Here is a 14688-nt window from a genome sequence, read left to right as displayed (position 1 = left end):
AGATAAAATCAAACTATATAATAATGTCAAAAAAGTTATTAATTTTTCTATTCAATTCTTAAAAACTGCAGTGATAAAAAGGCTGTCGTTATCTTCAAATAAATAATGAATATCAACAGGAAATCTTTCGGTTTTATATACCTGGATTTCTTTGCTTTTTATGTCCAGATTTTCGCAGTTGCTTAAGATAGTATGAATTGATTCTTTCAAATCATCCAGAAAATACTTGTCTTTGTTTTGTTCTTCAGCATTGAAAACCCGCATCAGCATTCTAATGTCATTTCTTGCAATTGATGACAATAGCACTTTCATTAGGCGCAGATTTTTTCTAATTCAGAAATGTTCTCAAAGAAATCGAGCTTCGTTGCGGGATTTTCTGTGTGAAATTGAATTCTGGTAGAAACTTCATCCAGTTGAAATTGTGGTACATTAGATTTTGGAGTTGTATCTAAATTATCCACGATTCTAATAAACGCTTCTGCAAGTTCGGGAGTGAAACTTTCAATTTTTCTTTTTAGAATTTCTATGCTTGAGTCCATTATTTCTAAATTTTTAAATTGTTCTTATCTTTTGATAGGGTAAAAGTACAAAAAAATAATAAATAACCAAACTAACCCCTATTAATTTTTAATTTATTTACAATAAATATGTTTTTATTGATTCAATATGTTTTTTTAGGGGGGTGATTAGGAAATAAATTAAAAAAGCATCTGATTTCTCAAATGCCTCTATATCTTTTAAAAATTAATTTAAACGAAATAAAACTCGTTCAGTTTTTCCTCGCAGAGTGTTTTTACAACATCAATCCAGCGGTCTTCATCGTTCAGACAAGGAATATAGTGGAAGTTTTCTCCACCCCCATGTTCAAACTGATGTTTTCCTTCCACAGAAATTTCCTCCAAAGTTTCCAGACAGTCAGAAACGAAAGCCGGACAAACGATGGCAAGGTTTTTAATTCCTTTTTTGCCGATGGTTTCCAAAGTTTCATCAGTGTAAGGTTCCATCCATTTATCTTTCCCTAATCTGGACTGAAAAGTCACCATTACTTTTTCTTTTGGCAAACCCAGTTTTTTAATCACAGAATTGGTCACATCAAAACACTGATGGCGATAACAAAACTGATGACTTGGATTATTCTCACGAGAACAGCAATCATTCAGATTACAGGTGTTTGTAGGATCTGTCTTATAGATATGCCTCTCCGGAACTCCGTGATATGAAAACTGTAATGCATCAAAATTTTCTGGAAGTTTCTCTCTAATGCTTTCTGCAAGACAGTCGATATAAATTTCTCTATTGTAAAAAGGCTGTACGTAATTGATTTTAATTCCCGGAAATTTCTTCTTTCTTACTTCTTCTGCTTTTTCAATCACCGTTTCAGTTGTACTCATCGCATATTGCGGATATAGTGGGAAAAGAACAATTTCTGTCACGCCTTGGTCTACTAACTTCTGAATTCCCGCTTCTATACTTGGTTGTGCATAACGCATCCCGATTTCCACCGGAACATCAACCAGTTTTTGAAGTTTTTTCTGGATTTTCTGAGTGATGACAATCAAAGGAGAGCCTTCATCTGTCCAGACTGTTTTATAGGCTTCTGCAGATTTCGCAGGTCTTGTATTGAGAATAATTCCCTGAACCAAAAGTGCACGGAAAAACCATCTGTAATCGATCACTTTTTCGTCCATTAAAAACTCATCAAGGTATTCTCTTACGTCTGGTACAGAGGTAGATCTTGGTGATCCGAGATTGACTAATAATATTCCCTTTTGCTTGTTGGCTGCTGGTTGTTGGTTATTGGTTTTCAAATTTTCGTTTTTTTATTCTTGTCAGTTGTAAAATAATACCATCAACTGAACACTATTAACTAAACTATCCGTTTACAGCTTCTACGTGTTCCACTAAATCGGGAACAAATTGTTTTAAAATGTTCTCAATTCCACCTTTTAAAGTAGCAGTAGAACTTGGGCAACCAGAACAAGCGCCTTGTAAAAGCATTTTTGCAGTTTTGTTGGCTTCGTCATATTCTATTAATGAAATTTTTCCCCCGTCATTTTCTACTGCAGGAGCTACATATTCATTTAAAATATCAGAAATTTTCTGCTCGTTGTCTGTGTAATCTCTGTTGATGATATTTTCAACCGGACTTTCGTGTTTCTGAGCAACAATATTTGAAATTTCTCCTCCGCTTTGAAGATATTCTGCAATCAAACCACGAACCGCCATCATTACCTGATGCCATTCTACAGAATTATCTCTGGTTACTGCAACGAAGTTATCTGAAATGAAAACTTCTTTAGCAAAATCAAATTCTTTAAAAATTGCCTGAGCTAAAGGAACTCCTTCTGAAGTTTCTCTTGATTTTACTTCTACAAAACCTTCCATCAGCACTTTGCTAGAAACGAATTTCATCACGTTAGGATTTGGAGTCATTTCTGCATAGATTTGAATCATTTCCTTTTTCTTCTGAAGATAAATTCTTGGGTTGGCCAAAAGCTCATCCTCAATTACATTTTTCAGGTTTTCGGCAATATGTTCCCATTCTACAGTATCTTGTTTTGCAACCGCAACAAAATTGGCAGTAACGAAAATTCTATCGACAAAAGGATAGTTGAAAAGCTCCTGTGCCAAAGGAATTTCTGATATATCTGAATTTCTGTCCAGCTCTAATGATCCCGGAATCAAATTGTAATCAGCTACAAATTTCATCACTTTCGGGTTTTCTGTTGGCTCTATAAGAATAGTATGCATTTTTTCTTTAAATTTGAGATACAAAAATACGGATTTAGAACTTAGAAGTCGGAGGTTAAGAGTTAGATTTTAGCTATGAGCTTAATTTAGATATTATGGGATTGAATTATTCTTTTGGAATTACTTTTACTGATAATGAAGATGCAGAATTGTGTTGCAAAGATTTCGTCAATCAAAAAATTGTACTGTCTCCGGAGAAAAATGTAAATCTTGGCTCTTTTGTATGTGAGCACGCAGATAATAAAATCTTGGAAGAAAAACTTTATGTTTTATCGGTTTCTATAAATGGATTAGGAAATGTAGGTGTAGATATGAGTTTGTTTGAAAGACCAAATTTTTATAGGATTAGAAATTATTTTTATGAATATTTGAGGAATATGAATGTAGATTTTGAGTTTGCTCATTTTGAGCTTGAAGCTGCAGATTATCTAATGTGTGCTGAAATGACACATGATATTGGTTGGCTTCTAAAGAATGCATCTGAAGGAGATGAAAACGCAGCAAAGGTTTCGGGAATCGATAAGTTCTATTTTTTATCTAAAAGATTCATAGACGGAATTGTAGTCTCTGCAAAAAACTATAATAAAGTTTCTAGTTTTAAATCAGAATTTCAGAATTTTAAACCTAATTATTATTGGATTCCAGTTAAAGAATTTAAATTTTCAAAATAAAAATATGGCACTTGTAAAAGAACTTTTAGGAAAAGCACCGCAAATAGGAGAAAATACTTTTTTGGCAGAAACTGCAACTATTATAGGTGATGTGGTGATGGGAAAAGAATGCAGTATCTGGTATAATGCAGTCATCAGAGGTGATGTAAATTACATCAAAATGGGAGACAAAGTAAATGTACAGGATAACGCTATGTTGCATTGCACGTACGAAAAGTTCCCTTTAGAAATCGGAAATAATGTTTCAATAGGTCACAATGCCATCGTTCACGGATGCAGAATTAAAGACAATGTCTTGATCGGAATGGGCTCAATTGTAATGGATGATTGTCTTGTTGAAGAAAATTCTATCGTTGGCGCAGGTTCTGTTGTAACGCAGGGAACCCATATCAAATCGGGCGAAGTCTGGGGAGGAGTACCTGCCAGAAAGATAAAAGATATTTCTTCTGCTTTATTAGAGGGTGAAGTGAATAGAATTGCAAATAATTATGTGAAATATTCTTCTTGGTATAAAGAATAATTATTCATAGAAATTCCTCCACTCATTGATTCAATAGAATGGGCTTTAGCCCATTTTCAATGAAAGAATCATCTTATGGCTTTAGCCAAAACTTAATAGGTATGCCAAATAAAAACAAAAGCTCTGAACCGCATTTAGTCAGAGCTTTTATGATGTTTAAAACCTATAAGTTAAGGATAAATTAAAACCGCTTTTTCTCCCTGACATTTTACACCTGTTGGTTCTGCAGCCAGCATACAGTCTGAGACAATGCTGTATTTCTTATTAAATTCAGACATCTTCTGCGTATATTCTTCAATTTTTGGAAGAATGGTTGTTTCATTTTTCTTAGGGTAAGCAATGTAAGAGACCGGTCCGCCGCAAGCTTTGGTTCCTATTGGTGAAAATGTCCAATCTGCAGCATTGGTACACTTTTCTCTAGAAATTGTTGATTCTATTGATGCTTTTAACTTATCAAGCTGCGCTTCATCATATTTCTGAGCGCTTTCATCTGCAGGTCTTTCTGAAATATCTTTAGGCATTTCTGCAGGATCATTGCTTTGTGCCGATTTACACGAAACTATTGTAAGACTTGCAAATAAAATAACTGCCGGAAATTTTATCAACCAATTTTGCATAATTAATTTTTTTAGTGGGCATCAAATTTCGTTCCTTATTTTCATTTTTCGTAATTTTGCAGCGATGAATAATCATTTTTTTGACTTAATAGAACATACCAACCGAAGCGTTTTTCTCACCGGAAAAGCAGGAACCGGGAAAACAACATTCCTAAACGAATTTGTAAAAAAAACCAGAAAGAAACATATTGTTGTAGCACCTACAGGTATTGCAGCAATTAATGCTGGTGGAGTAACCATACACTCGATGTTTGGGTTGCCTTTGCGTACTTTTTTGCCGACGACAGATAGAATTGATGGCAGTTTAGGAAACAATATTGCCGATCTGATGTCTCATTTCAAATACAGAAAAGACAAACTCAAACTCTTGCGTGAGGTTGAGGTTCTGATTATTGATGAGGTTTCGATGTTACGAGCGGATGTTTTGGATATGATGGATTTTTCTCTGCGTTTTATCCGAAGAAATAATCAGCGTTTTGGAGGTGTCCAGATGTTGTTCATAGGAGATTTGTATCAACTTCCGCCCGTGGTGAGAGATGAGCATATTTTAAAAATGTTTTATAATTCGCCTTTCTTTTTTGACAGTCTTGCCATAAAAGATATTCCTTTGCTGACGATTGAGCTGACGAAAGTGTACCGGCAGACTGATGAAGAATTTCTTGAAATTTTAAATGCGATCCGTGACGGTGACGTTGCCAATATCGATTTTGAACATTTAAATGAAAGATTTAACCCTGATTTTAATGCGGATGAAGAATCTTATATTTATCTCTGTTCGCACAACAAATTGGCAGACGATATCAATCAGCAAAAATTAGCGGAACTGAAAGTTTCTCCAGCTACATTTGAAGCTAAACTTTTTGGTGAGTTTAAGGAGAACCAATATCCCAACGAACAGTTTTTAGAACTAAAAATTGGTGCTCAGGTGATGTTTATCAGAAACGATATATCTGGTGAGAAAAAATATTTTAACGGAAAATTAGGAGAAATTTCTGCTTTAGACGAAAAAGAAATCAAGGTTATTCTTGACGGAAGCGAAAGAGAAATTACCGTAAAAAGAGAAGTCTGGGAACAGAAAAAATATTCTTTAGACAGCGAAAAAAATATTAAAGAAGAAGTTTTAGGAAGTTTTGAACAGTTTCCAATTAAATTAGCTTGGGCGGTGACCATTCACAAAAGTCAGGGTTTGACGTTTGATAAAGTGATTATTGATGCCGGAAAAAGTTTCACAGCAGGTCAGGTTTACGTTGCTCTGTCTCGTTGCCGAACTTTAGAGGGAATTGTTTTAAAATCTAAAATCACTCCTGAAGTTATCTTTAAAGACAACAGAATTCTGCAATTTCAGGGTGATACTTTTGCCAATGATCATGTAGAAGATATTATTAATAAAGAAAAATACGATTACAGCATCAGAAAAGTACTTCGTTCAGTCGATTCTCAATGGCTGTTGAAGGAAGTTGAACTTTGGAATAATCTTTCGATAACCACAAAAAGTATTGACCATTCAAAATCTAAACAATTGTATCTTCAATTAAAACGTGACATTGTTAATCTTGGTAAAATCTTTGAAAAATTAGAGCGAATTATTTTTCAGAAAGTTAACAATTTCATCAATCAGACTGAAGAGTGGAGCGAGATTGAAAGTAAAACCAAAGGTGCCGTCAATTTCTTTTTTAATGAAGTAAAAGATAAAATATTCAGTCCGTTGAAAGAGTTTTACTCTGAAATAAAAGGAGTGAAAGGTCTGAAAAACTACAATGAAGAATTGAGAAGCTGGCTCGAAGATATTGAAGAATATCTGAATGGCTTAAAAACTTCTCATCTCCTGGAAACGAAACTTTTAGACGAAAAAAACGATAAAGAAATCAGTATGAAGATTGCGAAAGTTCCTTCACAGGTTTTGACGTTTCAGTTGTTTGAACAGGGAAAAACAATTTCAGAAATTGCTTTGGAAAGAGGTTTGGTTAAAGAAACTGTTTTGGGACATCTGGCAAAGTTTGCAGAACAGGGTTTGCTTGATTTGGCGAGAGTAATCACTTCTGATAAAATCAAAACCTTCGAAAAAGCATTTAAAACTGATCCAAAAGAAACTTTAAACGAATGGAAAACGGCATTACCCAATGATTTTGATTTTAATGAAATCAGAATTTTGATTAATCATTTTAATTTTTTGAAGGAGAAAGGGAAATAATATTAAAAGGTTGTGATAACAACCTTTTCTACATTACCTAACAATTATTTATCCAATAAGTCCTGATTTATCCGATAACCTACTATTTTTATTTCCCCATCTTTTTTATTCATTGAGAATGTTTCCTGCGTTTTTCCTCTTTCTCTTTTTACATCGTAGGTCAATACATACTCACTTTTGGGATTACTGCCTTTTACAACAAAAGTTTCCCATTTCACTAACTTGTAATCCTGAACCTGTCCTATTTCGTTCTGAGGAGTAAGATTCATTTCATTAAGTTTATCCTTACTTGTTACTTCGAAAAACTGATCCCCGAAAAGTTTGTAAAGATTATCTTGATTTCCGCCATAAGATAATTCCCAATAAAATTTATTGGAAATCTCTTCTGCTTCATTTCTATCAGATTCTCTATTGGAGAACGTTTGATTGAAAGAACAACTTACTAATAATATTAAGCAGAGTAAGAATAGAATTTTTTTCATAAAATATTTTTAAGCAAAAATGTAAAGTTGGCTGGAAAATTAAATTAAAGCTAGACTAAATCTAAGATTAACTTTCTCTTGTTATTGTCCCAGAAGCTAGCAGAACGGCTTTCGTTTCTAAATTCAGTCTCTGAATTTTCAAGTTCGTTAAATCTTATCTTTTCAGTTTTAATAAATTCAATGACTGTAAAATACTTTTCGTCAATTGTAGTGAAATCAACCAATTTTAAGTATTCATCAATCGAACTTTTATCGATCATAATTTTTCCCCCACCGCACCAATGCCTATTTTGTCCATTCTTTTTAACACCAGAAACCCAATATTCTTCACCTGTTTCGATGTCAAAATGATTGGCATTAATTCCTGGGTTTTTCAGTTTTTTCAATCCTTTTCTATTAAAATAAACCGTTTGACCAGATTTTGAAAATTCTACAAAACCAATCCAAGCCAATCCGTGATGACCTTGAGATTTGTTTTCGATGTACATTATCTTTGATTGCATGGCTAAATATAATTAAAAAATATTTTTATAAATTATATGTGACTAAATGTTAATGAATTTTTATTGTGAATAATGTTTTTCTTGATTTATTTCAGAATTCTGGCTTTTTATTTTGAATTCAATATTACCTTTTGATAGATCCATTTAATCAATTGTTTTTTGTGTTCCCAATTATTTTATGACGCCAAACCGCAATAACATTCGTGTCCGCATGATGTTCGTAAGGATTGTTTTCTAATAATTTTTCTTTTATGTAATATGCTTTTTGGTAATCATTAAGCAAACCCTTTGTGTTAAGCTCAAATGGCAGAAATGTTTCATCAAAACCTCCGCAATTTGTTAAAGCACTAATAGAAAAATCCTGATCCAATAAATCATATCCAATAAATTCATAATTTTCTAATTCAATAATTTCACATGGCTTAGTGGGTTCAATAACGACTGCAAGAAGATTGTAATCCTCTTTTTTAATTAAGCGCTTAAATACAAAATCTAAATCTGTGAAAAAACCAGTTTGATACTTTTTATATGTATGAATAAAATTCCAATCCTCTTCATTATTGTAATCGGGTTCAACTAAGATTTCATTTAACATTCCATCTAATGAAACAAGTTCCTCTAGATGAATAATTTTTGACCACTCTTTATATTCATTCCAAGAAAAATTATCATAATTGTGTTTATCATATTTTCCTCTTGCTGTATATAGAAATTTCATTTGTTTTAATATTATTGGATAACCAAATATACATAATAAGGATTTCGAAATATAAAATCGATTTCGAAATTATTTTTCAATAGTTTTTCCCACACCACAACCATTATTCCTATCAATTACAAAAAGTAACTAATGCAGTTTAATAGCTCTAAATTTGTATTTCAAATTAATTTTAAATGAAATTGACAAAAGAGATGAAGCATCACTTTTGAAGAAAAAACAAATCAATATGAAAAATTTTGAAATATCTGTTTTAGACCTTGCTCCCGTAAAGCAGGGAAAAAGCATCAATGATACATTTCAGGACAGTCTGTCTTTGGCGAACTTTGCTGAAAATTTAAATTATAAAAGATTCTGGCTTGCCGAACATCATAATATGGAAAGTATTGCCAGTTCTGCAACTTCAGTTCTAATTGGTTTTATCGCCAACGGAACAAAGAAAATCAGAGTCGGCTCCGGAGGAATTATGCTACCGAATCATAGTTCACTCGTTATCGCCGAACAATTCGGAACATTAGAATCACTTTTTCCGGGAAGAATCGATCTTGGTTTAGGAAGAGCTCCGGGAACGGATGGCTTGACTGCAAAAGCTTTAGGAAGAAATCCTGCGATGATCAACGAGCAATTTCCAAGGCAGATTCTTGAACTTCAGAGATATTTTTCTAAAGAAAATTCCAATTCGCCAGTTCGTGCAATTCCCGGTGAAGGACTAGATATTCCGATGTATATGCTGGGTTCGAGTACAGACAGTGCATGGTTGGCTGCAGAGCTTGGTTTACCGTATGCATTTGCAGGTCATTTTGCTCCCGATCAAATGGAAATGGCGTTTAAAATTTACAGAGAGCATTTTGAGCCTTCCCAATATTTAGATAAACCTTACATTATTGCCTGTGTAAATGGAGTAGCAGCAGAAACATCAGAAGAAGCAAATTTCCTTTCTACCACATTATTTCAGGCATTTATCAATATCATCCGAAACGACAGAAAACCTTTTCCGCTACCTGTTCATCATATGGATGACATTTGGTCGCCAATGGAGAAAGCGATGGTTTTAAAAATGTTGAAATTCAGTTTTGTAGGAGATCAGACTCAAATAGCAGAGCAACTGAGCGATTTTCAGGAAAAATATCAGGTGGATGAATTGATGATTAATTCTCACATCTACGACCATCAGAAAAGATTAGAATCATACGAAATTATTAAAAGAGCTGCAGACACATTATCCGAAGCTTAACAAACCATTCATATTAATTGGCTGATGCTTATTTTGTAAGTATCTTTGCGAAAATTTAAAGTAAAAATGTCTGATATTAAATTAAATACTATTCCGGAGGCAATTGAAGACCTTAAAAATGGTAAAATAATCATAGTGGTAGACGATGAAGACAGAGAAAATGAAGGAGATTTTCTATGTGCTGCCGAACTGACAACGCCTGAGTTGATCAATTTCATGGCTTTCCACGGAAGAGGGCTGATCTGTATGCCACTTCCTGAAAAAAGATGTGATGAGCTTGGTCTGGATATCATGGTGAGCAGAAGCAGTGATCCTAAAGAGACTGCATTTACCGTTTCTGTCGATCTTCTGGGTGACGGAACTTCTACAGGAATTTCTGCAGGAGACAGAGCTAAAACAATTTTAGCATTAATGGATGACAAGGCAAAACCTACAGATTTTATGCGTCCCGGTCATATTTTTCCGCTTCGTGCCAAGAAAGGTGGAGTTTTGAAAAGAGCAGGACATACTGAAGCTGCAATTGATCTGACCTGTCTTGCAGGTTTGAAAGAGGGTGGAGTTATCTGTGAGATTATGAATGAGGATGGAAGTATGTCTCGTTTACCGGAATTGTACGCTTTTGCACAAAAACATGATATGAAAATCATTTCTATTGAAGATTTGATCCACTATCAGCTTAAAAAAGGAAATCTTATCGAAAGAATAGAAGAAAGAGAAGTGAAAACTGCTTACGGTGATTTTGATTTCTTAGCTTTCAGAGAAACTTCTAACGATCAGATTCACTTTGCTTTAACCAAAGGATCCTGGACGGTTGATGAGCCTGTTTTGGTGAGAGTGCAGTCTTCGGACTCTTATTTTGATGTTTTAACGAGATTGAATAACGGCGAAAAACCTCTTTTGGAGAAAGTAACCAATATGATCAATGAAGAAGGAAAAGGGGCAATTATTTTTATCAATAACGTATCCAATTCCGAAAATACATTGAGAAAATTGCAACAGTTTTTAAATTATCAAGACGGACAGCAAAAGCATCCTACTGCAGCATTCAATTACAGAGATTACGGTATCGGAACGCAGATTTTAAAGAATTTAGGAATCAATAAATTTAAAGTCATTACTCAGAATCCTAATGTAAAACCTCAGGTTGGTGGTTATGAAGTTGAGGTTACTGAGATGGTTCAGCTTTAAAATGAATAGTGAATGGTCTATTTTGTTACGTAAGTGAATTTTCACCACATTCAATTGACATTGAAGCTAATTCACAATTGACAATCGACTTCGACGAAATAAAAATGGCTTGATAAATCAAGCCATTTTTATTTCGTCGAAATTTCTAAATCCGTTCAGAAAATCTTTTATATTCATTCTTTTCTTCCCTTCCAGGTGTAATTCTAAAGGATAATAAATTCCGTCTCTGGTGTAGATTTTAAATTCGTTTTTAGAAATATCTAACGTTCCGTAAGTTTTTCCGTGCTCAGAAACTTCAAATTTTCCGGCATAGATTTTCAGTCCTTTTTCTTCTTCTCCAATCATTAAAGTGGTAAAAGCTGCAGGATAAGGTGACATTCCTAAGATAAACTGATGAATCTCTTTTGAGCTTTTACTAAAGTCTATTTTGGTATCTTCTTTAAATATTTTAAAAGCATTTTTCGGATGATCAACGTGTGGCTGAGGTTTTTCTGTAATTGAGTTTTCACATAATCCATCAAGTGTTTTCACGACTAATTTTGCGCCCATTTCCATCAGACGGTCATGAAGACTTCCTGCGTTTTCGTCCGGTAAAATTTCAATTTCTTCCTGAAGTAAAATATTTCCTTCGTCAATTTTTTCATTGATGAAGAAAGTCGTAGCTCCGGTTTTTTCTTCTCCGTTAATTACCGCATAGTTAATTGGCGCTGCACCACGGTAATCGGGAAGTAAAGAAGCATGCAGATTGAAAGTTCCCAATTCAGGCATTTCAAACAAGATTTTCGGCATCATTCTGAACGCAACAACAACAAAAACATCTGCATTCAGACTTTTTATTTCTTCTAAAAATTCAGGATTTCTAAGTTTTTCAGGCTGGAGAACGTTTAAATTATTTTCAACAGCATACACTTTTACAGCAGATTGATTGATCTTTTGTCCGCGACCGCTTGCTTTATCTGCAACTGTCACAACGCCAACAACTTCATGATTTGATTGATGAATAGCTTCCAATGCTGTCTTCGCAAACTCTGGTGTGCCAAAAAAAACGACTTTCAATGATTTCATTTTGCAAAGATAAAGGTCTTTGATTTTATTTAAGAATGAAATTTAATGAAAATGTATTTTATACAGCTTTTAGGTTGTGACTTTTATAATTAAAATCTCCAAATCTAAATTATCATTTAAAGTATCAGTGATCAATTGTGGATATTTATTTTGAATATTCTTAGAATTAATTTTCATCTTCGACTCAATTTCAATACTTGCAGGAAAGAAATCTTCTTCAAACAAATCTTTTGAATCCACACCTAAAGTTTCCGAAGCTATTTTTGCAGCATCTTGTTTTGATGTGTATTCTATTTTGTCAACCGTATAATTCGACTTTAAATAATTTATTAAATTTTTAACTTGCTCCTTTGTAATGTTTTCATCTAAGTAAAGACTGCATTTATATTTTGTTTTTTTTGGAGTCTCGTATTTTAATAGATATTCGGAATTTTTCTTTAACTCTAAATCAAAATTCTCAAGTTTAAGTTTGAGATTTTCAAATGAAATTTTCAAAGGAAGCATCTGAAGTTTTGTTGTATCTGTCAAATCAATTTTCTCACTTCTTTGAAAAGTATAAATTGCTAAGTTTAGACTATCATTGTTCTTAAGAATTTCATCAGAATTTTCTTTTATTATTTTTTGATGGAAGAAGGTATTATTTTTTTTCCATTCGCTTTGTTGTGCTGATAATTTGAAAGTAAATAAAAATAGAAATAATATTTTAAAATAAATTTTCATAAAATTGTGCATATTTGTGTGCCGAATCAGTAACATTTTTTAACTATTTTAGAAATTACGTCAACGCATACGTTCTAAAGTTCAGCATTTTTACTTTTCCTGAATCAAGAAGGAAAATCAAATTTTCTAAAATATTTTCTTTTGCATGAAAATTTAGCCGAATTGAAAGTTCATCGATAGTAGCGGGTTTTTCGGATAATAAATTAACAATTTCAGATGAAATGTTTTTTCCGAAAATAGATTGCTTGTTTTTCTCACAAACAGAACACTTTCCACAGTTTTTTGAGTTTTTTTCACCAAAATAGGCAAGAATCAGTTTCATTTTACAGTATGTAGAATCTTCAATGTAAAATTTCATTTCTTCCCACTTCTGAATTTTGCTTTTTTGAATTTGTTCAAAAAGTTTCCAGTAATTACTATTGATCACTTTCTCATCTCTCGGCTTGAGGAATTTTACACTTGCCAAGGCTCCGTCTATATAATCAAGATAGTTTTTCTGCTGCAGTTCTTTTAACCGTTCTTTAATTAAATGAATACTCACACCAATTTTATCACTCACTTTCTGTTCGCTAAACATCACTTTATGTGTAGTAATTCCGGAAATGGAGCGGAGGAGAAGTTCAATGAAATAACTATCTTTTTGTGGAAGCTGATCGATTTCATCTGCTTTTATTAAAAGTTCGATTGATGATAAGCTTTTGTTGCTGTTGTAATAAATGATTTCCTGATTGTGCAGGAAATTCAACACATTTTTAATTTTTGCATTTGAAAGTTTCGTAAAATTCTGAATTCCGGAAATATTTAATTGAAAAACTTTTTCCGGAAGTTCAAATTCTGCCACCTGAAATTTAGAATACAGATAGGAAATGATTTTTAAAAACTCAGCTTTATTAGGGATTTGATTCCTTAGAATCTGATCAAAATTTAAAATTTCTTGTTTGTCCCAAAGCATAAAAGCAAAGCTTTTTTTTCCATCTCTACCGGCACGACCAATTTCCTGATAATAGTTTTCTATCGACTGAGAAGGAGAGAAGTGAATGACAAAACGCACGTTATCCTTATCTATTCCCATCCCGAATGCATTGGTAGAAATCAATACGCTTTGGTCGCTGTTATTCCAGAAGTTCTGTCTTTCGTTTTTTTCTTTCGTAGTTAATCCAGCATGGAAATAATCTACATTGCTGATTTTGTTTTTGTGAAGAAATTCGGTGAGCAACTCGGCATCTTTTCGGGTTCTCACATAGATGATTCCGGATTCTTTGGCGTATTTTAAAATATTAAAAATTCTTTGGTATTTATCAGAAACTTCTTCAGAGAAAATCTTAATATTATCTCTTTTAAAACTTTTTTGAAATACATTGGGCTTTTTTAGTTCAAGCTTATTTTTTATTTCATTCAAAACTTTCGGTGTAGCCGTAGCCGTTAAAGCTAAACAGGCGATCTCGGGATTGCTTTTTCTGAAATCTTTAATGTTTTGATAACTCGGTCTGAAATCTTGTCCCCATTCTGAAATACAATGTGCCTCATCAACAGCAATAAATGACAATTGTATTTCTTCAATCTGCTGAATAAACTGAAAATTTGTCAATCTTTCTGGTGAAATATACAGAAGCTTTGTTACTCCGTCCTTACAACGGTTGTAAATAACTTCCGCATCAAAATCATCGAGTTCTGAAGAAAGATATTCTGCTTCAATACCTCTGAATTTAAGTTGATTTACCTGATCTTTCATCAATGCTAGTAATGGTGAGATCACTAAGCAAACTCCCTCTCGTAGCAAAGCAGGGAGTTGATAGCACAAAGATTTTCCTGCACCTGTCGGTAAAAGAACCAGAGTGTCATTTCCGGTAATTACTGAGTCTATGATTTCGCCTTGAGAATCTCTAAATGTATCATAACCCCAAAAATGTTTTAGGGTTTTATTTTTCAGTTCCTGAAAATCGTGAGAAGAAATCATGTTGTAAAAATATAGAAACTAATTTACCGAAAAAAGTCACGCACTGCGTGACTTTTATAAATATATGAGAA

The 14688-nt window shown here is 33.3% G+C and carries 16 protein-coding genes; 5 read left to right on the top strand and 11 right to left on the bottom strand.

The features are described from left to right. Window positions 1–51: 51 nt before the first annotated feature. From ACZZ9T_RS00410 to ACZZ9T_RS00395, 4 genes are all read right to left on the bottom strand, one after another. Window positions 52–312, bottom strand: coding sequence for a hypothetical protein (locus tag ACZZ9T_RS00410; RefSeq protein WP_463440467.1), 261 nt, complete (start codon window positions 310–312; stop codon window positions 52–54). Further along, window positions 312–539: a hypothetical protein gene (locus ACZZ9T_RS00405; RefSeq protein WP_463440466.1), complete on the bottom strand. Its 228-nt coding sequence runs from the start codon at window positions 537–539 to the stop codon at window positions 312–314. Before ACZZ9T_RS00405 ends, ACZZ9T_RS00410 begins: the two co-directional genes overlap by 1 nt. A 210-nt stretch (window positions 540–749) precedes the next feature. Beyond that, window positions 750–1808 carry a ferrochelatase gene (hemH, locus tag ACZZ9T_RS00400; protein ID WP_463440465.1) on the bottom strand — a complete coding sequence of 353 codons (1059 nt, stop codon included), beginning with the start codon at window positions 1806–1808 and terminating at the stop codon, window positions 750–752. Between the two features lie 64 nt (window positions 1809–1872). Then, window positions 1873–2751, bottom strand: a complete 879-nt coding sequence (locus ACZZ9T_RS00395; RefSeq protein WP_463440464.1) for a NifU family protein — start codon at window positions 2749–2751, stop codon at window positions 1873–1875. A 95-nt stretch (window positions 2752–2846) separates the two neighbouring features. Between ACZZ9T_RS00395 and ACZZ9T_RS00390 the strand changes: the two genes are divergently transcribed. Together ACZZ9T_RS00390 and ACZZ9T_RS00385 are read left to right on the top strand one after the other, a co-directional pair. After that, complete coding sequence (locus ACZZ9T_RS00390; RefSeq protein WP_463440463.1) at window positions 2847–3422, top strand: hypothetical protein; 576 nt, start codon at window positions 2847–2849, stop codon at window positions 3420–3422. A gap of 4 nt (window positions 3423–3426) precedes the next feature. After that, window positions 3427–3942 (top strand): gamma carbonic anhydrase family protein, encoded by a 516-nt coding sequence (locus ACZZ9T_RS00385; protein ID WP_463429473.1) that lies wholly within the window; start codon window positions 3427–3429, stop codon window positions 3940–3942. Between the two features lie 170 nt (window positions 3943–4112). On the opposite strand, the gene ACZZ9T_RS00380 is transcribed toward ACZZ9T_RS00385, so the two are convergent. Beyond that, the gene (locus ACZZ9T_RS00380) at window positions 4113–4559 is read right to left on the bottom strand and encodes a hypothetical protein (RefSeq protein ID WP_463440462.1); all 447 of its coding nucleotides are present in this window, start codon (window positions 4557–4559) and stop codon (window positions 4113–4115) included. A 64-nt stretch (window positions 4560–4623) separates the two neighbouring features. On the opposite strand from ACZZ9T_RS00380, the gene ACZZ9T_RS00375 reads away from it, so the two are divergent. Continuing rightward, window positions 4624–6750 (top strand): helix-turn-helix domain-containing protein, encoded by a 2127-nt coding sequence (locus ACZZ9T_RS00375; protein ID WP_463440461.1) that lies wholly within the window; start codon window positions 4624–4626, stop codon window positions 6748–6750. Window positions 6751–6794: 44 nt separating this feature from the next. Here ACZZ9T_RS00375 and ACZZ9T_RS00370 read toward each other — a convergent pair whose 3' ends face one another. The 3 genes from ACZZ9T_RS00370 to ACZZ9T_RS00360 all read right to left on the bottom strand — a co-directional run bounded on the left by ACZZ9T_RS00370 (window position 6795) and on the right by ACZZ9T_RS00360 (window position 8453). Next, entirely contained in the window at window positions 6795–7232 is a 438-nt protein-coding gene (locus tag ACZZ9T_RS00370; RefSeq protein WP_463440460.1) for a hypothetical protein, read from the bottom strand. A gap of 50 nt (window positions 7233–7282) precedes the next feature. Further along, window positions 7283–7735 carry a hypothetical protein gene (locus ACZZ9T_RS00365; protein ID WP_463440459.1) on the bottom strand — a complete coding sequence of 151 codons (453 nt, stop codon included), beginning with the start codon at window positions 7733–7735 and terminating at the stop codon, window positions 7283–7285. 148 nt (window positions 7736–7883) lie between these two features. Continuing rightward, window positions 7884–8453 (bottom strand): hypothetical protein, encoded by a 570-nt coding sequence (locus ACZZ9T_RS00360; protein ID WP_463429468.1) that lies wholly within the window; start codon window positions 8451–8453, stop codon window positions 7884–7886. 229 nt (window positions 8454–8682) lie between these two features. On the opposite strand from ACZZ9T_RS00360, the gene ACZZ9T_RS00355 reads away from it, so the two are divergent. Further along, on the top strand, window positions 8683–9687 hold the full coding sequence (locus ACZZ9T_RS00355; RefSeq protein WP_463440458.1) for an LLM class flavin-dependent oxidoreductase: 1005 nt from the start codon (window positions 8683–8685) through the stop codon (window positions 9685–9687). A 66-nt stretch (window positions 9688–9753) separates the two neighbouring features. Next, window positions 9754–10875, top strand: a complete 1122-nt coding sequence (ribB, locus tag ACZZ9T_RS00350) for a 3,4-dihydroxy-2-butanone-4-phosphate synthase (protein ID WP_463440457.1) — start codon at window positions 9754–9756, stop codon at window positions 10873–10875. A 117-nt stretch (window positions 10876–10992) separates the two neighbouring features. On the opposite strand, the gene fmt is transcribed toward ribB, so the two are convergent. The 3 genes from fmt to ACZZ9T_RS00335 all read right to left on the bottom strand — a co-directional run bounded on the left by fmt (window position 10993) and on the right by ACZZ9T_RS00335 (window position 14617). Then, complete coding sequence (fmt, locus tag ACZZ9T_RS00345; protein ID WP_463440456.1) at window positions 10993–11940, bottom strand: methionyl-tRNA formyltransferase; 948 nt, start codon at window positions 11938–11940, stop codon at window positions 10993–10995. Between the two features lie 69 nt (window positions 11941–12009). Continuing rightward, the gene (locus ACZZ9T_RS00340; protein ID WP_463440455.1) at window positions 12010–12660 is read right to left on the bottom strand and encodes a permease-like cell division protein FtsX; all 651 of its coding nucleotides are present in this window, start codon (window positions 12658–12660) and stop codon (window positions 12010–12012) included. 55 nt (window positions 12661–12715) lie between these two features. Further along, on the bottom strand, window positions 12716–14617 hold the full coding sequence (locus ACZZ9T_RS00335) for a RecQ family ATP-dependent DNA helicase (protein ID WP_463440454.1): 1902 nt from the start codon (window positions 14615–14617) through the stop codon (window positions 12716–12718). Between the last annotated feature and the right edge of the window lie 71 nt (window positions 14618–14688).

The sequence above is a fragment of the Chryseobacterium sp. AC417 genome (genome assembly GCF_979258215.1).
This window is presented reverse-complemented; position numbering and strand designations above follow the sequence as displayed.

Excerpts from the sequence above, each read along its gene's own strand:
- ACZZ9T_RS00370 (WP_463440460.1), bottom strand. The coding sequence starts at position 7,232 with ATGAAAAAAATTCTATTCTTACTCTGCTTAATATTATTAGTAAGTTGT.
- ACZZ9T_RS00340 (WP_463440455.1), bottom strand. The coding sequence starts at position 12,660 with ATGAAAATTTATTTTAAAATATTATTTCTATTTTTATTTACTTTCAAA.
- ACZZ9T_RS00405 (WP_463440466.1), bottom strand. The coding sequence starts at position 539 with ATGGACTCAAGCATAGAAATTCTAAAAAGAAAAATTGAAAGTTTCACT.
- ACZZ9T_RS00380 (WP_463440462.1), bottom strand. The coding sequence starts at position 4,559 with ATGCAAAATTGGTTGATAAAATTTCCGGCAGTTATTTTATTTGCAAGT.
- ACZZ9T_RS00385 (WP_463429473.1), top strand. The coding sequence starts at position 3,427 with ATGGCACTTGTAAAAGAACTTTTAGGAAAAGCACCGCAAATAGGAGAA.
- ACZZ9T_RS00355 (WP_463440458.1), top strand. The coding sequence starts at position 8,683 with ATGAAAAATTTTGAAATATCTGTTTTAGACCTTGCTCCCGTAAAGCAG.
- ACZZ9T_RS00395 (WP_463440464.1), bottom strand. The coding sequence starts at position 2,751 with ATGCATACTATTCTTATAGAGCCAACAGAAAACCCGAAAGTGATGAAA.
- ACZZ9T_RS00335 (WP_463440454.1), bottom strand. The coding sequence starts at position 14,617 with ATGATTTCTTCTCACGATTTTCAGGAACTGAAAAATAAAACCCTAAAA.
- fmt (WP_463440456.1), bottom strand. The coding sequence starts at position 11,940 with ATGAAATCATTGAAAGTCGTTTTTTTTGGCACACCAGAGTTTGCGAAG.
- ribB (WP_463440457.1), top strand. The coding sequence starts at position 9,754 with ATGTCTGATATTAAATTAAATACTATTCCGGAGGCAATTGAAGACCTT.
- ACZZ9T_RS00410 (WP_463440467.1), bottom strand. The coding sequence starts at position 312 with ATGAAAGTGCTATTGTCATCAATTGCAAGAAATGACATTAGAATGCTG.
- ACZZ9T_RS00360 (WP_463429468.1), bottom strand. The coding sequence starts at position 8,453 with ATGAAATTTCTATATACAGCAAGAGGAAAATATGATAAACACAATTAT.
- ACZZ9T_RS00365 (WP_463440459.1), bottom strand. The coding sequence starts at position 7,735 with ATGCAATCAAAGATAATGTACATCGAAAACAAATCTCAAGGTCATCAC.
- ACZZ9T_RS00375 (WP_463440461.1), top strand. The coding sequence starts at position 4,624 with ATGAATAATCATTTTTTTGACTTAATAGAACATACCAACCGAAGCGTT.
- ACZZ9T_RS00390 (WP_463440463.1), top strand. The coding sequence starts at position 2,847 with ATGGGATTGAATTATTCTTTTGGAATTACTTTTACTGATAATGAAGAT.